Source organism: Pseudoalteromonas phenolica, assembly GCF_001444405.1.
GTDB classification, from domain to species: domain Bacteria; phylum Pseudomonadota; class Gammaproteobacteria; order Enterobacterales; family Alteromonadaceae; genus Pseudoalteromonas; species Pseudoalteromonas phenolica.
Map to the genome: position 1 here is coordinate 1,561,283 of NZ_CP013187.1, position 17,495 is coordinate 1,578,777.

A 17,495-nucleotide genomic window follows, 5' to 3' on the forward strand; every position below is an offset into this window, starting at 1 on the left:
GTATGGGCAGTGCGAACAAATTACAATAGGTAATTTGTAACAGCGTATAAATTACGTTTTATACATGTTGATATAATTCAATTTTTAAATTTAAGCACTAGCTTAGAGAACGAATTGGGGATGGCGCAATGGTGGAGGAGGAAGATATAAAAAGCCTCGACAACTGTGTATCGAGGCTTCTTACTGAATATAGTGTTTAGTCTAGCTTTTCTAGATTTTTAGCAGCGTTTGGGTCATTGAAAACATGTGTATCGAATTCGTTTTCAGACTTAGCAACAACACAAGTCACCATACAGTCACCTGTAACATTTACAGCTGTTCGCGTCATATCAAGCAGTCGGTCAACACCCATAATGATTGCAATTCCTTCAACTGGAAGACCTACTTGGTTTAATACCATTGCAAGCATGATAAGACCCACACCAGGCACGCCAGCAGTACCAACAGAAGCAAGTGTAGCGGTAAGGATAACCATAAGATAATCACTGATAGTTAAATCAACAGCGAAAACTTGAGCGATAAATACCGTCGCCACACCTTGCATGATGGCAGTGCCATCCATGTTAATAGTCGCACCAAGTGGCACGGTGAAAGACGCAACTGAGTTGTGTGCACCTAGCTTTTTAGTGGCTGTTTCAAGCGTAACTGGCATAGTCGCACTTGAGCTTGATGTGCTAAACGCAAACATACATGCGTCTTTCATTTTAGTTAAGAATCTAACAGGGCTTAAACCCGTTAGAACTTTTAAAAGCGCAGAGTAGTTGATGAGTGCATGAATAAATAAAGCAGCTAATACAGTAAAGAAGTATTTTGCCAAACCGAGGATTAAGGCCATTTCAATGGTTGTAAATAACTTAGCCATTAAACAGAAAACACCTATTGGCGCTAGGTTCATTAAAATAGTCACAAGTTTAAGCACTACCGTGTTTAAATCATCAAACACTTTGGCAACACGCTGACCGGATTCACCGCTTAGTGCCATTGCAATACCAAATAAAAGAGCAAATACAATAACTTGCAACATGTTCCCTTCTGCCATCGCATTGATAGGGTTGGTAGGGAACATATTAATAATAACTTGAGTCAGCGTTGGTGCTTGTTTAGCGTCAAAAGCTGCTTCTGTAGGTACGTCATAACCCACTCCTGGGCTAACTAATAATGCAAGTGATATTGCTACGGTAATAGCTACAGCTGTAGTAGTTAAATAAAGTGCGATTGATTTACCACCTAAACGACCTACATGTACCACACACCAAAGAAATGAAGACTAAAGGCACTACCAGCATTTTTAAGCTGGCAATGAAAATTTGCCCGCCTATGTGAAATAAGCCGTCTACAAAGAAGCCTTTAACGGCCAGATCAAATAGCCCAAGAGGGATTAAAACGTCATCTTTATCGCCAAGAATAAATTGGAAAAGCAGGCCCAGAAAAACACCCGAGACCATGCCCAGCATGATGCGAGTGGTTAAACTCATCTTGTTATTTTGTGTCATATTGATTGTTAGATTTTTTCAAATTCATCATAGCCTACCAGCATGGTGCTCTGAGACCAAAAAAAAACGTTAAATAGTTAAGAAAAAGTTGTGATTTTTAATCACTTTATAAGGTAACATGGGGAGATAATAATTTTAATTCAGCTAGGGAGAGGGGGTCATGCCTTTGATGCGCTGGTTTAGCATTTTGTTGTTTTCCTTATTAGTCACAGCTTGTGGCGGCGGTGGAACAATAGATAAAACAAACAATAATACTGGAGATGGTGGTAATTCAGACGATTATCAACTGACTTTATCAATTTTAGAGCAAACCACTGAACTTTCTCTAGATACGCCCCTCACAATCGAAGCAACGCTAAAGAATGACGGCTCGGCTGTAGCCAACACCCGTATAAATTTCTCAACCGACGATTATGCGCGTTTTGATGGTCCATCTTCTGTATTGACGAATAGTGAAGGTAAAGCAACGGTCAAGCTACTTCCAACAAATCAGGAAGGTGCTGGTGAAATTACAGCTTCAGCATCTGTGTCTGAAGTTACACTCGAACAAAGCATTGATTACTCAGGAATGGGGGATGGCGGGCTTCAGATTTCAACAGATATTGTTGACCTCTCTGGAAATCCAATAAGCGCGGAAAATCCACTAAGCCAATCGAAAAGCGCTTTAGTGCGCACCACACTTTTGTTCGACGGCAATCCTCGAGTAGGCGAGACGATAGACTTCCAATTAGATTCACTTGCCTCGACAAATAGTAACGCTAAAGTTGAAACTAACTCTCAGGGTATTGCTGTTTTGGCAATACATGCAACAAAAGAAGTCGGAGTCGGTGAGGTCATCGCAACCTACCAAGAAGCGCAATCAGTGGCTAATTTTACAACGTCAGGTAACCCTTTTTTTGGTGAAGAAATTTATGCTATCAATTTAAGTGGTACAAACGCTGCTACTGGTGAATCTCTTTCTAATTTAAGTGTTGCAACGCCTATCACGTTAGAAGCAACGCTTTTATTAAACGGCCAAGCTTTAAGTAACCAAACAATAGAATTTTCGGGTGATAACACTTCTGAGTTGCAAAGAACATCTGGGCTAACAGATGCTGACGGAAAAACATCAACAGTTTTAAAAGCAAATACGGTTAAAGGCTCTGGTATTGTTAATGTTACTTTCACTCCTCAATCTGGCACACAGGTAACTGAAAGCTTTAATTTCACCTCGTTAGGTGATGGAGGCATTCAAATGAGTTTGTCAGTGCTTGACAGTGAAGGGAATGAGATTAATGAAACTAATCCACTCAGTGTGTCAAAACCAGCGATTGTAACTGTTAAAGTAGTTGAAGATCAGGTTGAAAAGCCTGGTGCTATTGTAGAAGTGGATGCAGGAACTCAAGCTTCGTTAGATTTCTCGAGCCGATTAACACAAACCAATGGCGAAGCTATGTTTATTCTCAAGCCGAATACTGAAAAAGGGCTTGGGATTATTACTGCAACTTATAAAGGTACAAGTCAATCACCTTCTACAGATAATATTAATGTACAAAATACGTACTTTTCCATGGGCTTTAGTACAGATAGCATTGCGATTGATATTACGATTACTGACTCAACCGGGAATGCAATAACAGATACGAATAGAATTGGTGAAAATAAAGATGCGTTTGTGACTATCTCTCTAACTGAAGGTAACACAGCACTCGCCAACAAATTCATTACCGTTGATGTCGGCCAAAAGGGGGTTACCGTCCCTAGTGATGGTCGAGTTGTAACCGACGCAAATGGACAGGCCCGACTTGTTTTACAGGCGAATACCCAAACTGGTGCAGAAGCATTAACCGCTACATATACGCACAATGATGATTCAGATGTTGTAGGTGTTGAACCGTATTATACTGATGGTAATCCGAAATTTGATATCGACCCTTACAAATTTGTATTCGTAGCAAAAAATGAAAGTGACTCGAATGTTTCTAATCAGTTATCAGGCACTAACCCGCTGATTTTAGAGGCTCAGCTTCTTTTCAACAATTCACCAGTGGCAAATAGCCGAGTTAGATTTGCGGTTGATGAGTTTGCAACGCTGGATCACAAATCAGGCTCAATTTTGACTGACAGTCAAGGTATCGCTACAGTTCGTTTGCTTGATAACGACCTTGAAGGTGCTGGCAGAGCAACTGTGACTTTTGAAAAAGAAGATGGAGATTTAGAAGCAACGCTTGATTTCAACAGTGCTGGCACTGGTGGTATTACATTAACTGTCGGGCAAGTATTAGACGAAAACGGGCAACCTATTACGGCTGGTAACCCAGTTTCAGCCAGAACGAATGGTTTTGTAACTGTTACTTTGACGGAGAACAACCAACCTATAAACAATGCACTAATACTAGTTCAAGGTGATGCTATTGCAACTACTCGCCCTAGTAACGGTAAAATTGCAACTGACTCAAATGGTGAAGCGAATTTTGAGCTTATACCAACAACTGAAGCAGGTTTAGGCGAGTTCACAGTAACTTATCAGCAAACTGAAAATCTTAGCTTTACCGAAGAAGCATTTTTTCATTCTTCTGGTAATCCAAGAGATGAAACTAGCACTTATGAAATTGATATCCGAATACTTACAGGGTGTAATGATGACTGGGATGCAAATCGAGAAACAGTAGAGCTAAACCCCGATGACGGTAGTACTGGTTGTTCCGATTCTAGCCGTATTAGTTCGAATGAGTTAGCAGAAGTCTTTGTTAAGCTTTCATCTAAACAAAGTGGCACTGCTTTGACTCGTGAAATTGTAACTGTATCAACAACGATTGGTCAGATTTTACCTAGTAGTGGCACAGCATTAACTGATGAGTTTGGTGTTGCCTTATTAAAACTTCAGCCAGGAGATAGTGGTGGTGCAGGTACTGTGTCTGCGACTTATGATGGAGAGACAAATACCAGCAACTTTTCAGTTGGTGTGGTCGATTTAGAAATTACTCTCGACAACGGTTTGGATGAGGGAGTTACCGAACTTAAAGCCGGTGGTAGTACCGTCATTACAGCTACGCTTCGTGATGAAGAAGGCAATTTATACCTAACCCCAGCTGATGTTAACTTTTCTTCTGTGTGTGCAGCTAACGAAGAAGCACAGCTAGATGCGCAAGTTAAATCATCTAATGGAGAAGCAACAGCAACATATAGAGCAAATGGCTGTAGTATTACTGATACCATTACTGCAACAGTTGAAGCGGGCGGGAATAACTTTGTAAACTCTATCGAATTGACAGTCAGCGAGTCGCCAGCGCAAGCTCTGAAGTTCTTGACCACCAATGAAAACTTTGAGCAGTTTATTGCTTTACCACCTGGTGAAGGTGGAGCACCAACACTGTCAGTGGTTGAATTTCAGCTGTTAGATGAAGACACAAACCCGATTAAACAAAAACGTATCGACTTCAGGCTCACTGACAGTATTGGTGCTGCAGGCTTAACACAATCGTCTAGCAGTACAGACAATGATGGTAAAGCGCAAACAACCGTAACTTCAGGTCTAGTGCCAGGTCCGCTCGTTGTGCAAGCATGTTATATTCCTGATAACTTAATTGAGCAAGTGGAGAACACGGATCAACAGGTAACATGCTGGCCTGATGAGTTTGATCGCTGTAACGTTGACCCGCGTCCTGATGATTGCCCTACCGGCGGTTATGTTCTTGTGCCGATTTCTGAGCAAATTACTGGCGTGTCTTCAAGAATTCTTTTAAGTTCTGGTGTGACAGATCAAGATAGCTTTGATGCGGTCTTAGCTACAACAAATATAAATGCATTAGATTATATCGGTGCTACGGTGGACATTAATATCTTCTTCGGAGATCAGTTTAATCATCTAAGTGGTGACGGAGTTACGGCTACAGTTGTTGCGAGCTCAGGTGTTGTTGGAACCTTAGATGGGGAAGATTTAACTCCGTTGTATAATTGTTCAAGCATAGATGCAACTTGTACGTTAACGTGGAGAAGGCAAGGCGATGTTCCTTTCGCTGATAGCGCCTGGGGGAACCAAATCGGTGATGTATGTGATACTTATTTCGGAGAGCCGGCGCCATGTATTGGTGCTTACCCAACTACTGACGGCAGTGTTACTGATGATGATGGAAATATTATCAACAATATAGTTCAAGGTGGTCGAGTTAATTTCTTAGTTGTTGCTAAAGGGCAAGAAAGCTTCATTGATAGGCCTAGTGATGTGAATAATGATGGAGAAGTTACATTAGAGCGAAGAAATGGTCGCTTTGATGAGGGGGAATTCTACTATAGTTTTGATAGACCCGAAGCATTTATCGACCTAAATGGAAATGGCCAATATGATGGTGCGAGCCTTTGTTCTCAAAGCTCTGAAGATGATGTAGATCCTAATACTGATTCTTGTAATCCGAAGCAATCAGATGGTGGTGTATTTGAAACTTTCCGAGATTCAGATAACGACGGGTTATACACTGAAGCTAACGGCATATATGACGGCTTACTTTGTGGCCAGGTTGCCCAAACATCTGGTAAATGTAATAAAGGACTGATCGAAGTAAGGCGTAATCTAGAGCTGGTACTTTCAGATGATGATCCATTTGTACGTTTTGCTGTAGAAAAATCGAGTGTGGATTTGACCTCAGACTCTAACTTGGATGGCAGAGTAGACGTTATTTCTACTAATACAAATTGTGACAATGTCACCTTACCGTCATTCGATGATGATGGAAATGTAGAGCGTGATAGTGATGGCAATGTAATTTTCGATATTATTCAACAGTTAGAGCCTATCACAGGGCATGATGACTTATGCGATATAAAGCAAGTTACGCTTGGTGATAGGGGTGTTGAGTCATTGGTGGTTTACATTTATTTTTCTGATAGAAATGGTAACCCCCTGCCTTCAGGTACTGAAGTTGAGGTAACGAGTACTAATGGCAAGTTGGATGTCAGGAATCTTAATTCTGTTATTCCAAATACAGGTAGGGTTGAATCAGATTACGCCATAGCCGCACTTTCTAGAGAGCTTGAATCTAATGGTCAAGAAACAGGCTTGTTAACAATTCAATTTACTTTTACTCAACCTGATGGTGAGACCAAGACTGTCACTAAAGAAATTGACGTTTTCGACGCCAATCCATAACCCCACTTGAAAAAATGCCAACCTAACGGTTGGCATTTTTGTATTGTTTCCATTATATTGCGCAGCTTACTTATTGCTTGATACATTTTTGCTTAAAATTGCAACAAAAACTGTGTAATTAATCATTAATCAGCTAAAACTTTGTATTAAAAGCTTGTAACAATAGGTGTTTGTAGATATACCTATAAATATTCACGCCCGATGGGCATACACCAAGATGAGTCAGAATAGGCAGCTATGGGCAAATCGTTAGTAATTGTAGAGTCACCTGCAAAGGCGAAAACAATTAATAAATACTTAGGCAAAGACTACATTGTTAAATCAAGTGTAGGTCATGTGCGCGACCTTCCGACCTCAGGTGCAGGCAAAACAAAAGGGGTTGCGACCAAGTCTCCGGCAGAAGTAAGAAAAATGTCGCCGGAAGAAAAAGCCATATATAAGAAGAACAAAGATTACGCGAATTTAGTCGCACGTATGGGTATCGATCCTGAAAAAGGGTGGGAGCCACATTACGAAGTACTTCCAGGCAAAGAAAAAGTCGTACAAGAACTTAAAAAACTCGCTGAAAATGCCGACCATATCTATCTCGCAACCGATTTGGATAGAGAGGGGGAGGCAATCGCTTGGCACCTTGAAGAAATCATCGGTGGTGAGCCAGAGAAGTATAAGCGCGTTGTTTTCAACGAAATCACCAAAAATGCGATTCAACAAGCATTCGAAGCGCCAGGTCAACTAAATACAGACATGGTTTATGCGCAACAGGCGCGCCGCTTCTTGGACCGTGTCGTTGGTTTCATGGTTTCCCCTTTATTATGGCAAAAAGTCGCACGTGGTTTATCTGCGGGCCGTGTGCAGTCAGTTGCAGTAAGACTTCTGGTAGAACGTGAACGTGAAATCAAAGCGTTTATTCCTGAAGAGTATTGGGATATTCACGCAGATACAAAAACCAAAGCTGAAGATGTTCGCTTTGCGGTCACTAAGTTCCAAGGCCAAGCGTTTAAGCCTGTGAACGAAGCTCAAGCTATGGCAGCGGTTAATACTATTGAGTCTTCTTCATTAAGCGTTGTTAAAGTAGAAGAAAAGCCAAGTAAGAGTAAGCCAAGCGCCCCATTCATCACATCGACGATGCAGCAGGCTGCAAGCACTCGCTTGGGTTATGGTGTTAAGAAGACCATGATGTTGGCTCAGCGTCTTTATGAAGCTGGTTACATTACGTATATGCGTACTGACTCAACCAACCTTTCAAATGATGCGGTTGCAATGTGTCGTGACTACATTACAGATAACTTTGGTAATAAGTATTTGCCTGAAAATCCAATTAAATACAGTGCAAAAGGTAATGCGCAAGAGGCGCACGAAGCCATTCGTCCATCAGATGTAAATGTACTATCAGGTCATGTAGAAGGTGTTGATGCTGATGCTAAAAAGCTCTATGAGCTTATATGGCGTCAATTCGTTGCGTGTCAAATGACACCAGCAGAATACGACTTAACAACCATTACGGTTGGTGCGGGTGATTACACGCTAAAAGCCCGTGGTCGAGTATTACGTTTTGATGGTTGGACTAAAGTACAGCCTTCAGTTCGTAAGAAAAACGAAGAAGATCAATCACTACCAGCCGTTGTAGTGGGTGATAATGTTGACCTAGTGGCTTTAGACCCTAAGCAGCACTTTACTAAGCCACCTGCACGATATTCTGAAGCAAGTTTAGTAAAAGAGCTTGAAAAGCGTGGTATCGGTCGTCCTTCAACATACGCAGCAATTATTTCAACCATTCAAGACCGTGGTTATGTACGCGTTGAAAACCGTCGTTTCTTCGCTGAAAAAATGGGTGAGATCGTCACTGACCGATTGGTAGAGAACTTCAACGACCTCATGAACTTCGACTTCACCGCGAAGATGGAAGGTCGCTTAGATGACATCGCTGAAGGCGAGCGTATTTGGACTCAAGTACTTGATAAATTCTACGCTGATTTTAAAGAGCAGTTAGAAGTCGCTGGTGGTGACGAAGAAAATGGCGGTATGCGTCAGAACGTCATGGTTGAGACTGATATTGATTGTCCGACTTGTAATCGCAAGATGGGTATACGTACGGCTTCTACAGGGGTTTTCTTAGGCTGTACTGGTTATAATTTGCCGCCGAAAGAGCGTTGTACAACAACCATGAACCTAGTGTCTGGTGATGAAGCAGTTGCGGCCGATGTAGAAGACGTTGAAACTGAAACACTCATGCAGATGAAACGTTGTCCGATTTGTGAAACAGCGATGGACTCATACCTAATTGATGAGACCCGTAAGCTTCATGTCTGCGGTAATAACCCAGGTTGTAGCGGTTATATCGTTGAAAAAGGCACGTTTAAGATCAAAGGCTATGACGGTCCAGTAATTGACTGTGATAAGTGTGGTTCAGAGATGCAGCTTAAATCTGGTCGATTTGGTAAGTATTTCGGTTGTACCAACGAAGATTGTAAAAACACGCGTAAACTTCTTAAAAGCGGTGAGCCAGCGCCACCGAAAGAAGACCCAGTGCATTTACCTGAGTTACCTTGTGAAAAGTCAGAGGCGTATTTTGTATTACGTGATGGTGCTTCGGGTATCTTCTTAGCGGCACACACATTCCCTAAATCTAGGGAGACACGTGCGCCTAAAGTCGCGGAGCTAAAACAGTTCAGAGATAGAATTTCACCTAAGTTCTATTACCTTGCGGATGCGCCTGAAAAAGATTCAGAAGGCAATTTAGCTGTTGTTCGTTACTCTCGTAAAACCAAGACTCAATATGTAATGACTGAAGTCGAAGGTAAAGCGACAGGCTGGAAAGCAACGTATGAAAACGGTAAATGGGTTGAAGAAGATAAGCCTAAAAAGAAAAAGGCTGCTAAATAATTCTCTTTAGCTTTTAATTGTAAAAACCCGAGCTCAGCTCGGGTTTTTTTATATGTGTTGTTACGTCATCTCATACTAATCCGTTTGATCAATTGAGAGCTATTTTGAGGCAAGGAAAAGATGCAGATAACCCCGCTCACTGCTCCAGCTATCTGTGCGGCAACTACTTTCATAAAGGTAAGAAAATTTATATGTAGTGTTGGAGTAGAACATTCGCGTAAGAGCGTACACTTTTCAACAACATTATTTCGATGACGTTTGGGGGGGTTAAAAGTTTGTGAAGATATGAATCTTTGTCTGAATCGTTAAGTTAGCGGCCATATAGACCGCTTAAATTGATAAAAATATTGGCTAAAGGTTGGTATATAAGTGTTTAGATGAATTACGATTAGCAAAACAGGCAATGATAAAATAGCAGCAAGCTAAACCAAGACTCCCTGTTGAGACTTCTTCTGTTTCAACAACTATACCGGTAATGGCCAGTACAAAGCCCAATGTGAAGACCAGAGCAATACTAAAAAAAGCAGTCTTTTTACAATAGTTACCCACAGAAAAACATAAGAGTACGCCTGCCGTATTTACCAATGCATAAGCAGCAGTTAATCTGAAATTCGGCTCATCGAATCTGAGAAATTCTATGGTTCCAGCCAGTAACAAAGAGCAAACTAGTATGCATAGCGCATACTTTTCACATGCTTTTGCATAGGCTGTTTTCGCTTCACTGACACTGCTATAAATTGGTAAAGTGATCAATGTTCCCCATGCTTGCTGCCTCTGTATTCTTGTCCATAAAATCATAAAAGCAAGAATGCAAACAAGGTTTGAAAATATAAATAAGCTAGGTCTGCCCGCAACATAAAAGTAATTTAAACTAAGTAAGGCCATAAATATTACTAGTACGAGCACAGTGTATTGTATGAGCGAGCGGCCCATAAAATAGCTTAATGGAAAAAACAATTTATTTAACCCTTGTCCATATCCTTTTAAAAAACCTTTAGGGATAGGAGACCAACCAGACTGAAGTGCATGCTTATAATCAACCAGCGCTTGAGCTTGCCATTTGAACGCTGTACCAAAGTGTTTTCTAAACAGCACCAAATTGATGTTCATGAACAAAGCTAAAGCAGCCAGCCAAGTAGGTACCTCTTTGAAAACAACAGTAAAACCTATGATGGCGAAGAAAAAGTAGGCACTCGAGTTAAACATTTTGCTGGTAACTCTGCACTTTAAATAAAACAAAGTGCCTATCAAAACTGAGACACTTAATAATTTAAGCACTTCGTATTGTTTAAAAATTATGGCACTTGCTAGTAAAATAACGTGTGGCACAATAATGATAATGTGACCCTGTTTTACGATGTGTTTTGTATAACCAGGTACCAAGCTGTGCCACTCAGTGGCTTGAAGTCGAATGCTTTGCCAAGAGACTGATGCAAAAGCACAAATACTGGTAAAACAGATTGTAAATGGCAGGGCCTCGCTAACTCCCTTTGCCATAACAAAAACACTGATAATGACAAAAATAAACATGGGTAGCAGGTAGTTTAAGCTGCCGCACTCTTTGAACCAATAGGCATAAAACCCTTTATGCCAAGCACGGTTTAGCATATTACTCATGAGTGTAACTCCACAAATAACTGCTCAAGAGATAATGTCGACACATGATTTACACCAGAAATATCTTGGTCCTGGTAACCTGAGATGATTGCTGCGTTATTCTGTTTGTTAAGAATGTCAAAATCACTTAAATTAACCGACGTTTCGTTTGTGAAACTGATTTTTCGAACAGAGGTCTTAAGTTCATCTAATTCATTAAAGAGTTTGATTTCACCGTCTTTTACAAGTGCAACATGCGTCGCGACTCGTTCAATATCTGAAGTGATGTGTGTTGAGAAGATAACTCCAGAGCCTGATTCGAGCGATAGATCAAAAAGATCAAGCATAAACTCTCGACGGGCGATGGGATCTAAGCTGGCCACAGGTTCATCTAAAATAAGCAGTTTAGGCCTATATGCCATAGCCATGATCAAAGCAAGCGCCTGTCTTTGACCGATAGATAGGTTTTCAACCATATCATCAGAATTTAATTCAAAACGTTTTAGCCAATCTAGCTCTAGTGTATTATCCCACTCGCTATAAAAACTTGAGTGTAAATCTAACGCTTCTCTAATTGAAAAACCTTCGTATCCAAAAGCTTGTTGTGGCACATAGCCAACTTGTGATTTTAATTCTGCATTTAATTGAGTCGGGTTTTCACCGAGGGTAAATACTTCACCCGTATCTACCTCAATAAGCCCAAGGGCACTGCGCAACAGCGTTGTTTTACCCGCGCCATTTTTTCCAAGTAAACCCACAACCATACCAGGTTCAATGGTTAAATTGATATTTTTTAAAACCATGCTTTGATTAAATATCTTATGAACGTTTTTATATTCCAAAAGGGCGGTTGTCATTATTATTGCTCCCATCTTTGTGAGATTATCTCAATTAGTTCGTTCACGGTTACACCAAGCTGTTTAGCCTGCTGAATAAGTTGATCTACTCCTTCATAAAGAAGCGTTTGACCTTGTTCCGATGATTGGGGTTGCTGCTCTGCAACCCGAGTAGGCTGGCCTCTTCGTCTTTCTAACCAACCTTGATCTACAAGCATGCCAATAGCCCGTGACACTGTCATAGGGTTCACGGTGAAATATTCTGCAATTTTTCTAACGGATGGCAACTCTTCTCCAGCTTGTATTTGGCCACCGACAATTAAACGAACGATTTGCTCGTGTAATTGTTTATAAATTGGATCGCCACTACTGGGGTTGACATTAATAAATTCTAGCATTAATCTGAACTCACTGTATTAATACAATAATACACCAATACACTAAGTTAAAAGTATCATAGTGTGTGTAAAAAGCAACAAGGAACTCAATGATGAGCAGAAGTAACATGACAAAAATAGGTCTTTTTAAGTTAGCGGCTCTACCGTTAATGATGGGGCTTTCATCTTCAGCTATTGCAGAGCAAGAAAACCAAGTAAAACCAGAACTTACACCATGTTATGCAAAGGGTTTAGATGACAGATTATTATGCGGTAGCATTAAGCAGCCAGTTTCAGATAATCCAGCGGACGGTGAAATAGACATTCATTTTGCAATCATCCCTGCAATTAAACCAAGTAAACCAGATGAAGCTGTGCTTGGTTTTGCGGGGGGGCCTGGACAATCAGCGACAGAGTTAGCAGTCATTTTTGATAGAAACCTGCGCTATGCACGTGAATCAAGAGATATATTGCTTGTTGACCAGCGTGGTACAGGCAAATCTAATAAGCTTCAATGTGATGGTGCAGATTTAATTTCGCAATTTGAGCTAAATGATTTAACCGGAGACATGGATGCCTTCGCTAAAGAAGATACGGAAAAGTGTAAGGAAAAGCTTAATACAGACCTAACACATTATTCTACTGTAGCAGCGGCAAAAGACTTTGAAGCAGTTAAAGAAGCGTTAGGTTATAAAGGGCTTCACCTCTACGGTGTGTCATATGGTACGCGCATAGCACAAGAATATACTCGTCAATTCCCAAGTTCAGTGCTTACCATTACGCTAGATGGTGTTGTGCCTATGCAGCAAAGTCTAACAGCGATAGGTAAGGCGATTGATGATTCGATGAATGCTTTACTTGATAGATGTGAAGCTGATGCAAATTGCTCAAAAAATTACCCAAATCTTAAAGCAAACTTCTACAAGTTACTTGAGCAATTAGATGAACAAGCCATTGAAACAACTGTTCGTCATCCAAGAACACATAAGAAAATAAACTTAGTGCTGACCAAAATGAAGGTATTTAGTACTGTCCGTATGGCTTTATACAGTCACACCACGCGTGCATTAGTACCTTTAGCAATAAGTGAAGCCTTGAATGGTGATTATTCACCGATTGTCGGTCTTCTGTCTTCGACAGATATGATGGATAGTATGGCGATGGGCATGCACAGTGCAATCGTCTGCTCTGAAGATTGGCCAAATTTAACTGACTCCTCTCGTGCAGATCATGGCCAAGCATATATGGGAAGAATGATGATTGAAGGCTTTGATATTGCTTGTCCTATTTGGGATGCCAAACCTGTAGACAAGTCTTTTTACGAACCAGTTAAAACAAATATTCCTACGCTTTTATTATCAGGCGGTTTAGATCCTGCTACCCCTGCAAGTTGGGCTGAAATGGCAATGGTAGAAATGAGTAACGCAAAACACTTGGTTGCTGAGAGCGCAACACACGGTGTGGTATCACAAACCTGTGCTGCGAGTATTGTCGGTAAATTTATTGACTCGAATGGGACTGAAGAATTAGATGCGACCTGCTTAGAAAAAGACAATCGCAAACAGTTTTTTATGAACCTAAATGGTGTTGCATTGCAAGCAGACAGTGATTCTGAATCGAGTGAAAAGGAGTAAAAGATGATTTCTGTAAATAACTTAGAAAAGAAAATCGGTTCAGTAAAAGCCATGAATAACCTGAGCTTTACTGCACAAAATGGCAAAATCACAGGTTTGTTGGGACCAAATGGTGCAGGTAAAACCACCTGTTTACGTACTGTATTTGGTTTATTAAAAGCTGACAGTGGCAATGCGGAGATTGATGGCATTGATGTCGCAAAAGAGCCAATGGCTGCAAAACAAAAATTGGGGTTGTTTCCAGATCCATGTGGTTTATACGAGCGTTTGACGCCGCGCGAGTACATTCAATTTTATGCTGAGCTCAGTGGCATGGAAACCGATGCTGCGAAAGCTGCAACCCAAGATGTGCTGAGTAAATTAAAAATGGATGACATTGCCGACAGACGCTGCCAAGGCTTTTCTCAAGGCCAGCACATGAAAACGGCGTTGGCACAAGCAATCGTGCATAAGCCAACCAATATCATTCTAGATGAACCAACGCGGGGACTAGATGTAATGAGCACTCGTATTCTTCGCGAGTTACTGTTGATGCTGAAAGAGCAAGGGCACTGCGTGTTGTTCTCAAGCCATGTAATGCAAGAAGTGGCCGCACTGTGTGATCATGTTGTGGTAATGGCGAAAGGGCAAGTTGTAGCAGAAGGCTCGCCAGCTGAATTATGCGAACGAACTGGTAAAGAAAGCCTAGAAGAAGCGTTTATTGAATTAATCGGTAGTGATGAAGGAATTGCAGCATGATGAAGTTACTGTCAGTTTTATTTAAAAAAGAAGTATTGGATGCAAGCCGCGACAAGCGTTCAGTAATGGCCGGTTTGTACTATGCTATTGGTACACCCATCATTATGTGTCTACTATTTTCAGTGATGTTAAAGCAATTTGCGTCACCAGAAGATTTAAAAATTACCATTAAAAACGCAGAGCAAGCTCCTAATCTAGTTCAATATCTTGAAAGTAAAGAAATTGTGCATGGTACAGGCGAAGACGTTAAAGATATCGTACTAGAGATTAGCGATGATTTTGCTGAAAAGATGTCTGAAGGCCGCCCTGCAACGGTTACTGTGATAGCTGATAAGTCTAACGACAAGCTTCGTAAGTCAATTTCTCGTTTAGAACGTTCACTCGCACGCTATAACTCTGAAGTAGCGGGTTTACGTTTATTGGCAAGAGGTGTTGATCCAACGCTTATGAGAGCGGTTGATGTACAAGTACACGATCAAGCGACGCCTGACTCTAAAGGCGGTATGTTCTTAGGTATTGCGACGCTATCTATCGTACTGACACTGTTTTATGCGGCGATGAACCTAGCCATTGATACCAGTGCTGGTGAGCGTGAGCGCAATTCAATTGCATTATTACTAAGTCACCCAATTAGCACATTACAAATCGTCTTGGCGAAGTCTGGTGCAATAGCAACATTCTCAATGTTAGGTCTTGCACTTATCTTAGTGGTTTCAAAGTTTGCTTATGGCATGGTGCCTTGGGAACAGCTTGGCTTTAGTGTTAACTTAAGCATTGAGTTTATGTTGTTCTGTTTTGTGATTGGTTTACCAATTGCATTGATGTCGGCAAGTTTACAGGTGTTTGTGTCTTTCATGGCTAAGTCGTTCAAAGAAGCGCAAACCTACGTAACTATGGTTTTATTTGTACCTATGGGCCTTAGCATGGTAACCACTTATGATATCGCGACAGACGTTGTACAGTGGCTACCAATCGCGGCACAACAATACGCCATGATTGAATTTATCAAAGGTAATGACATTCCTGTTGCACAACTGGCTTTATCAACATTGGTAACACTAGGACTGTTCGGTGTGTTTAGCTACCTAAGCAGCCGCATGCTGAAAAGTGAAAAAGTGGTATTCGGTTTATAATTAATAAATAAAATATTCCCAACCAGCCCCGTTCTTCACGGGGCTTTTTTATATGTGAACAGCTGTAAATGCAATGTTGTATTTAGTTATGATATTAATATCATAACGCTACATTTCATGAAGGAACTAAAGATTAATGAAAAGATTATTCATTTTACTACTGAGCTTTATAACTATTGGGTGTGAAAAGCCACCTAGCTTTCAAGAAATGAAAATGAACTTTGAACAAAATAAGCGCACATTTTCAGAACTTCAAAGCTTTGTTTGCGAGATGGGTAAAGTGGCACAGCCATTTAGATACTTCGATGGCAGTTTTGTTTATAGCATGAGTGTACCAAAACGAGAAAATGTACCTACGATTCAGTATTTAGATGAAAGGTTATCTAAAATAGGCGTAACTTCTATTGGTTTTAAAAAAGGTGAAAATGTCAATTGCACCCTAAGTATACAGCAATATGTGGCCGGTTTTGCAGGCTCTGGTGTTTCATATGATTATAAATATAACGTTGAAAACCCTAATACACCCAGCGAACAGGGGTTCACCCTTGAACGCTTACCTGAAAAAGGGCTAGTTCGATTTGATGAACCTCTAGCAAACGGTTGGTATCTTTCTTTTTATAGTAATTAACGAATTTAAAAGTTATTGTTAATTTAAGCCATCACTGCTACTGAGCGCTTTTTTATATAAGTGATGAATTGGTTACGTAAACCATTACTTTCCTGTTGTTAACCCTTTTCGAATGCTGTCATAATACGTCTGGTTCTATTTTGTTAAAGTGAAAAGAATAGTGAAACTCCCACATCACTTAAATATCAATGTGTGACCAGCAAGTGCTTTCTTTATCGCTTTAAATTGATTTAAAAGGGTTTTATATACATGTGTGAACTTTTGGGTATGTCGGCTAACGTACCTACGGACATTTGTTTTAGTTTTTCAGGCCTCTTAGAGCGCGGTGGAAATACCGGTCCTCATAAAGATGGTTGGGGTATTACATTTTACGAGGGTAAAGGCTGCCGTACTTTTAAAGATCCAGAGCCAAGTTGCACATCTGAAATAGCGAAACTAGTCAAAGCTTACCCGATTAAAAGTGTCTCGGTGATCAGTCATATTCGTCAAGGAAATCGAGGTCGTACATGTTTAGAAAACACACACCCGTTCACGCGAGAGCTTTGGGGTCGTGAAATTACGTATGCACACAATGGTCAACTTTCAAATTACCAAGATTTAAAACCAGAATTCTATAAGCCAGTTGGCAATACAGACAGTGAACTGGCATTTTGTTGGATCTTAGACAAAATCCGCGAGAAGTATCCAAAACGACCTTCTAATATGGCTTCTGTGTTTCGTTATGCTGCAAAGTTAGCTAACGAATTAAGACAGAAAGGCGTCTTCAACATGCTACTCACAGATGGGGTGTTTGTTTTGGCTTTTTGTACCAATAATTTGCATTGGATAACTCGCAGAGCCCCTTTTGGAAAAGCGACATTAATTGATGCGGATATGGTTGTTGATTTTCAACAAGAGACAACCCCGAACGATGTTGTTACTGTGATTGCAACTCGACCACTAACTAATGACGAACAATGGCAAAAGATGGAGCCTGGCGAATTTGCGTTATTTAAGTTAGGCGAAAAGATTTAATATTTAGAAGTGTTAAAAACAAAAAAGCCAAGCAAATG

General features: G+C 40.7%; 10 protein-coding genes and 1 pseudogene. 7 read left to right on the forward strand and 4 right to left on the reverse strand.

Translation table 11 applies throughout. The features are described 5' to 3' along the window. Positions 1-196: 196 nt before the first annotated feature. Positions 197-1,493, reverse strand: a pseudogene (locus tag PP2015_RS06885) (dicarboxylate/amino acid:cation symporter). A gap of 160 nt (positions 1,494-1,653) precedes the next feature. On the opposite strand from PP2015_RS06885, the gene PP2015_RS06890 reads away from it, so the two are divergent. Continuing rightward, complete coding sequence (locus tag PP2015_RS06890; RefSeq protein WP_058029566.1) at positions 1,654-6,618, forward strand: hypothetical protein; 4,965 nt, start codon at positions 1,654-1,656, stop codon at positions 6,616-6,618. A 237-nt stretch (positions 6,619-6,855) separates the two neighbouring features. Then, the gene (gene topA, locus PP2015_RS06895; protein ID WP_058029567.1) at positions 6,856-9,501 is read left to right on the forward strand and encodes a type I DNA topoisomerase; all 2,646 of its coding nucleotides are present in this window, start codon (positions 6,856-6,858) and stop codon (positions 9,499-9,501) included. A gap of 351 nt (positions 9,502-9,852) precedes the next feature. Here topA and PP2015_RS06900 read toward each other — a convergent pair whose 3' ends face one another. Genes PP2015_RS06900 through PP2015_RS06910 form a run of 3 tightly spaced genes read right to left on the reverse strand, consistent with a single transcriptional unit; the run spans position 9,853 to position 12,331 of the window. Beyond that, positions 9,853-11,118, reverse strand: coding sequence for a hypothetical protein (locus PP2015_RS06900; protein WP_058029568.1), 1,266 nt, complete (start codon positions 11,116-11,118; stop codon positions 9,853-9,855). Continuing rightward, complete coding sequence (locus PP2015_RS06905) at positions 11,115-11,954, reverse strand: ABC transporter ATP-binding protein (RefSeq protein WP_058029569.1); 840 nt, start codon at positions 11,952-11,954, stop codon at positions 11,115-11,117. The genes PP2015_RS06900 and PP2015_RS06905 overlap by 4 nt, the downstream gene beginning before the upstream one ends. Positions 11,955-11,956: 2 nt before the next feature. Then, positions 11,957-12,331 (reverse strand): GntR family transcriptional regulator, encoded by a 375-nt coding sequence (locus tag PP2015_RS06910; protein WP_058029570.1) that lies wholly within the window; start codon positions 12,329-12,331, stop codon positions 11,957-11,959. Positions 12,332-12,423: 92 nt separating this feature from the next. On the opposite strand from PP2015_RS06910, the gene PP2015_RS06915 reads away from it, so the two are divergent. From PP2015_RS06915 to PP2015_RS06935, 5 genes are all read left to right on the forward strand, one after another. Beyond that, the gene (locus PP2015_RS06915; RefSeq protein WP_058029571.1) at positions 12,424-13,944 is read left to right on the forward strand and encodes an alpha/beta fold hydrolase; all 1,521 of its coding nucleotides are present in this window, start codon (positions 12,424-12,426) and stop codon (positions 13,942-13,944) included. A 3-nt stretch (positions 13,945-13,947) separates the two neighbouring features. Next, positions 13,948-14,682, forward strand: a complete 735-nt coding sequence (locus PP2015_RS06920; protein ID WP_058029572.1) for an ABC transporter ATP-binding protein — start codon at positions 13,948-13,950, stop codon at positions 14,680-14,682. Beyond that, positions 14,679-15,815, forward strand: a complete 1,137-nt coding sequence (locus PP2015_RS06925) for an ABC transporter permease (protein ID WP_083496538.1) — start codon at positions 14,679-14,681, stop codon at positions 15,813-15,815. The genes PP2015_RS06920 and PP2015_RS06925 overlap by 4 nt, the downstream gene beginning before the upstream one ends. Positions 15,816-15,951: 136 nt before the next feature. Next, on the forward strand, positions 15,952-16,443 hold the full coding sequence (locus PP2015_RS06930) for a hypothetical protein (RefSeq protein ID WP_058029573.1): 492 nt from the start codon (positions 15,952-15,954) through the stop codon (positions 16,441-16,443). A 249-nt stretch (positions 16,444-16,692) separates the two neighbouring features. Next, a complete protein-coding gene (locus PP2015_RS06935) occupies positions 16,693-17,457 on the forward strand; it encodes a class II glutamine amidotransferase (RefSeq protein WP_058029574.1) in 765 nt (254 codons plus the stop codon). The last annotated feature ends 38 nt before the right edge of the window (positions 17,458-17,495 follow it).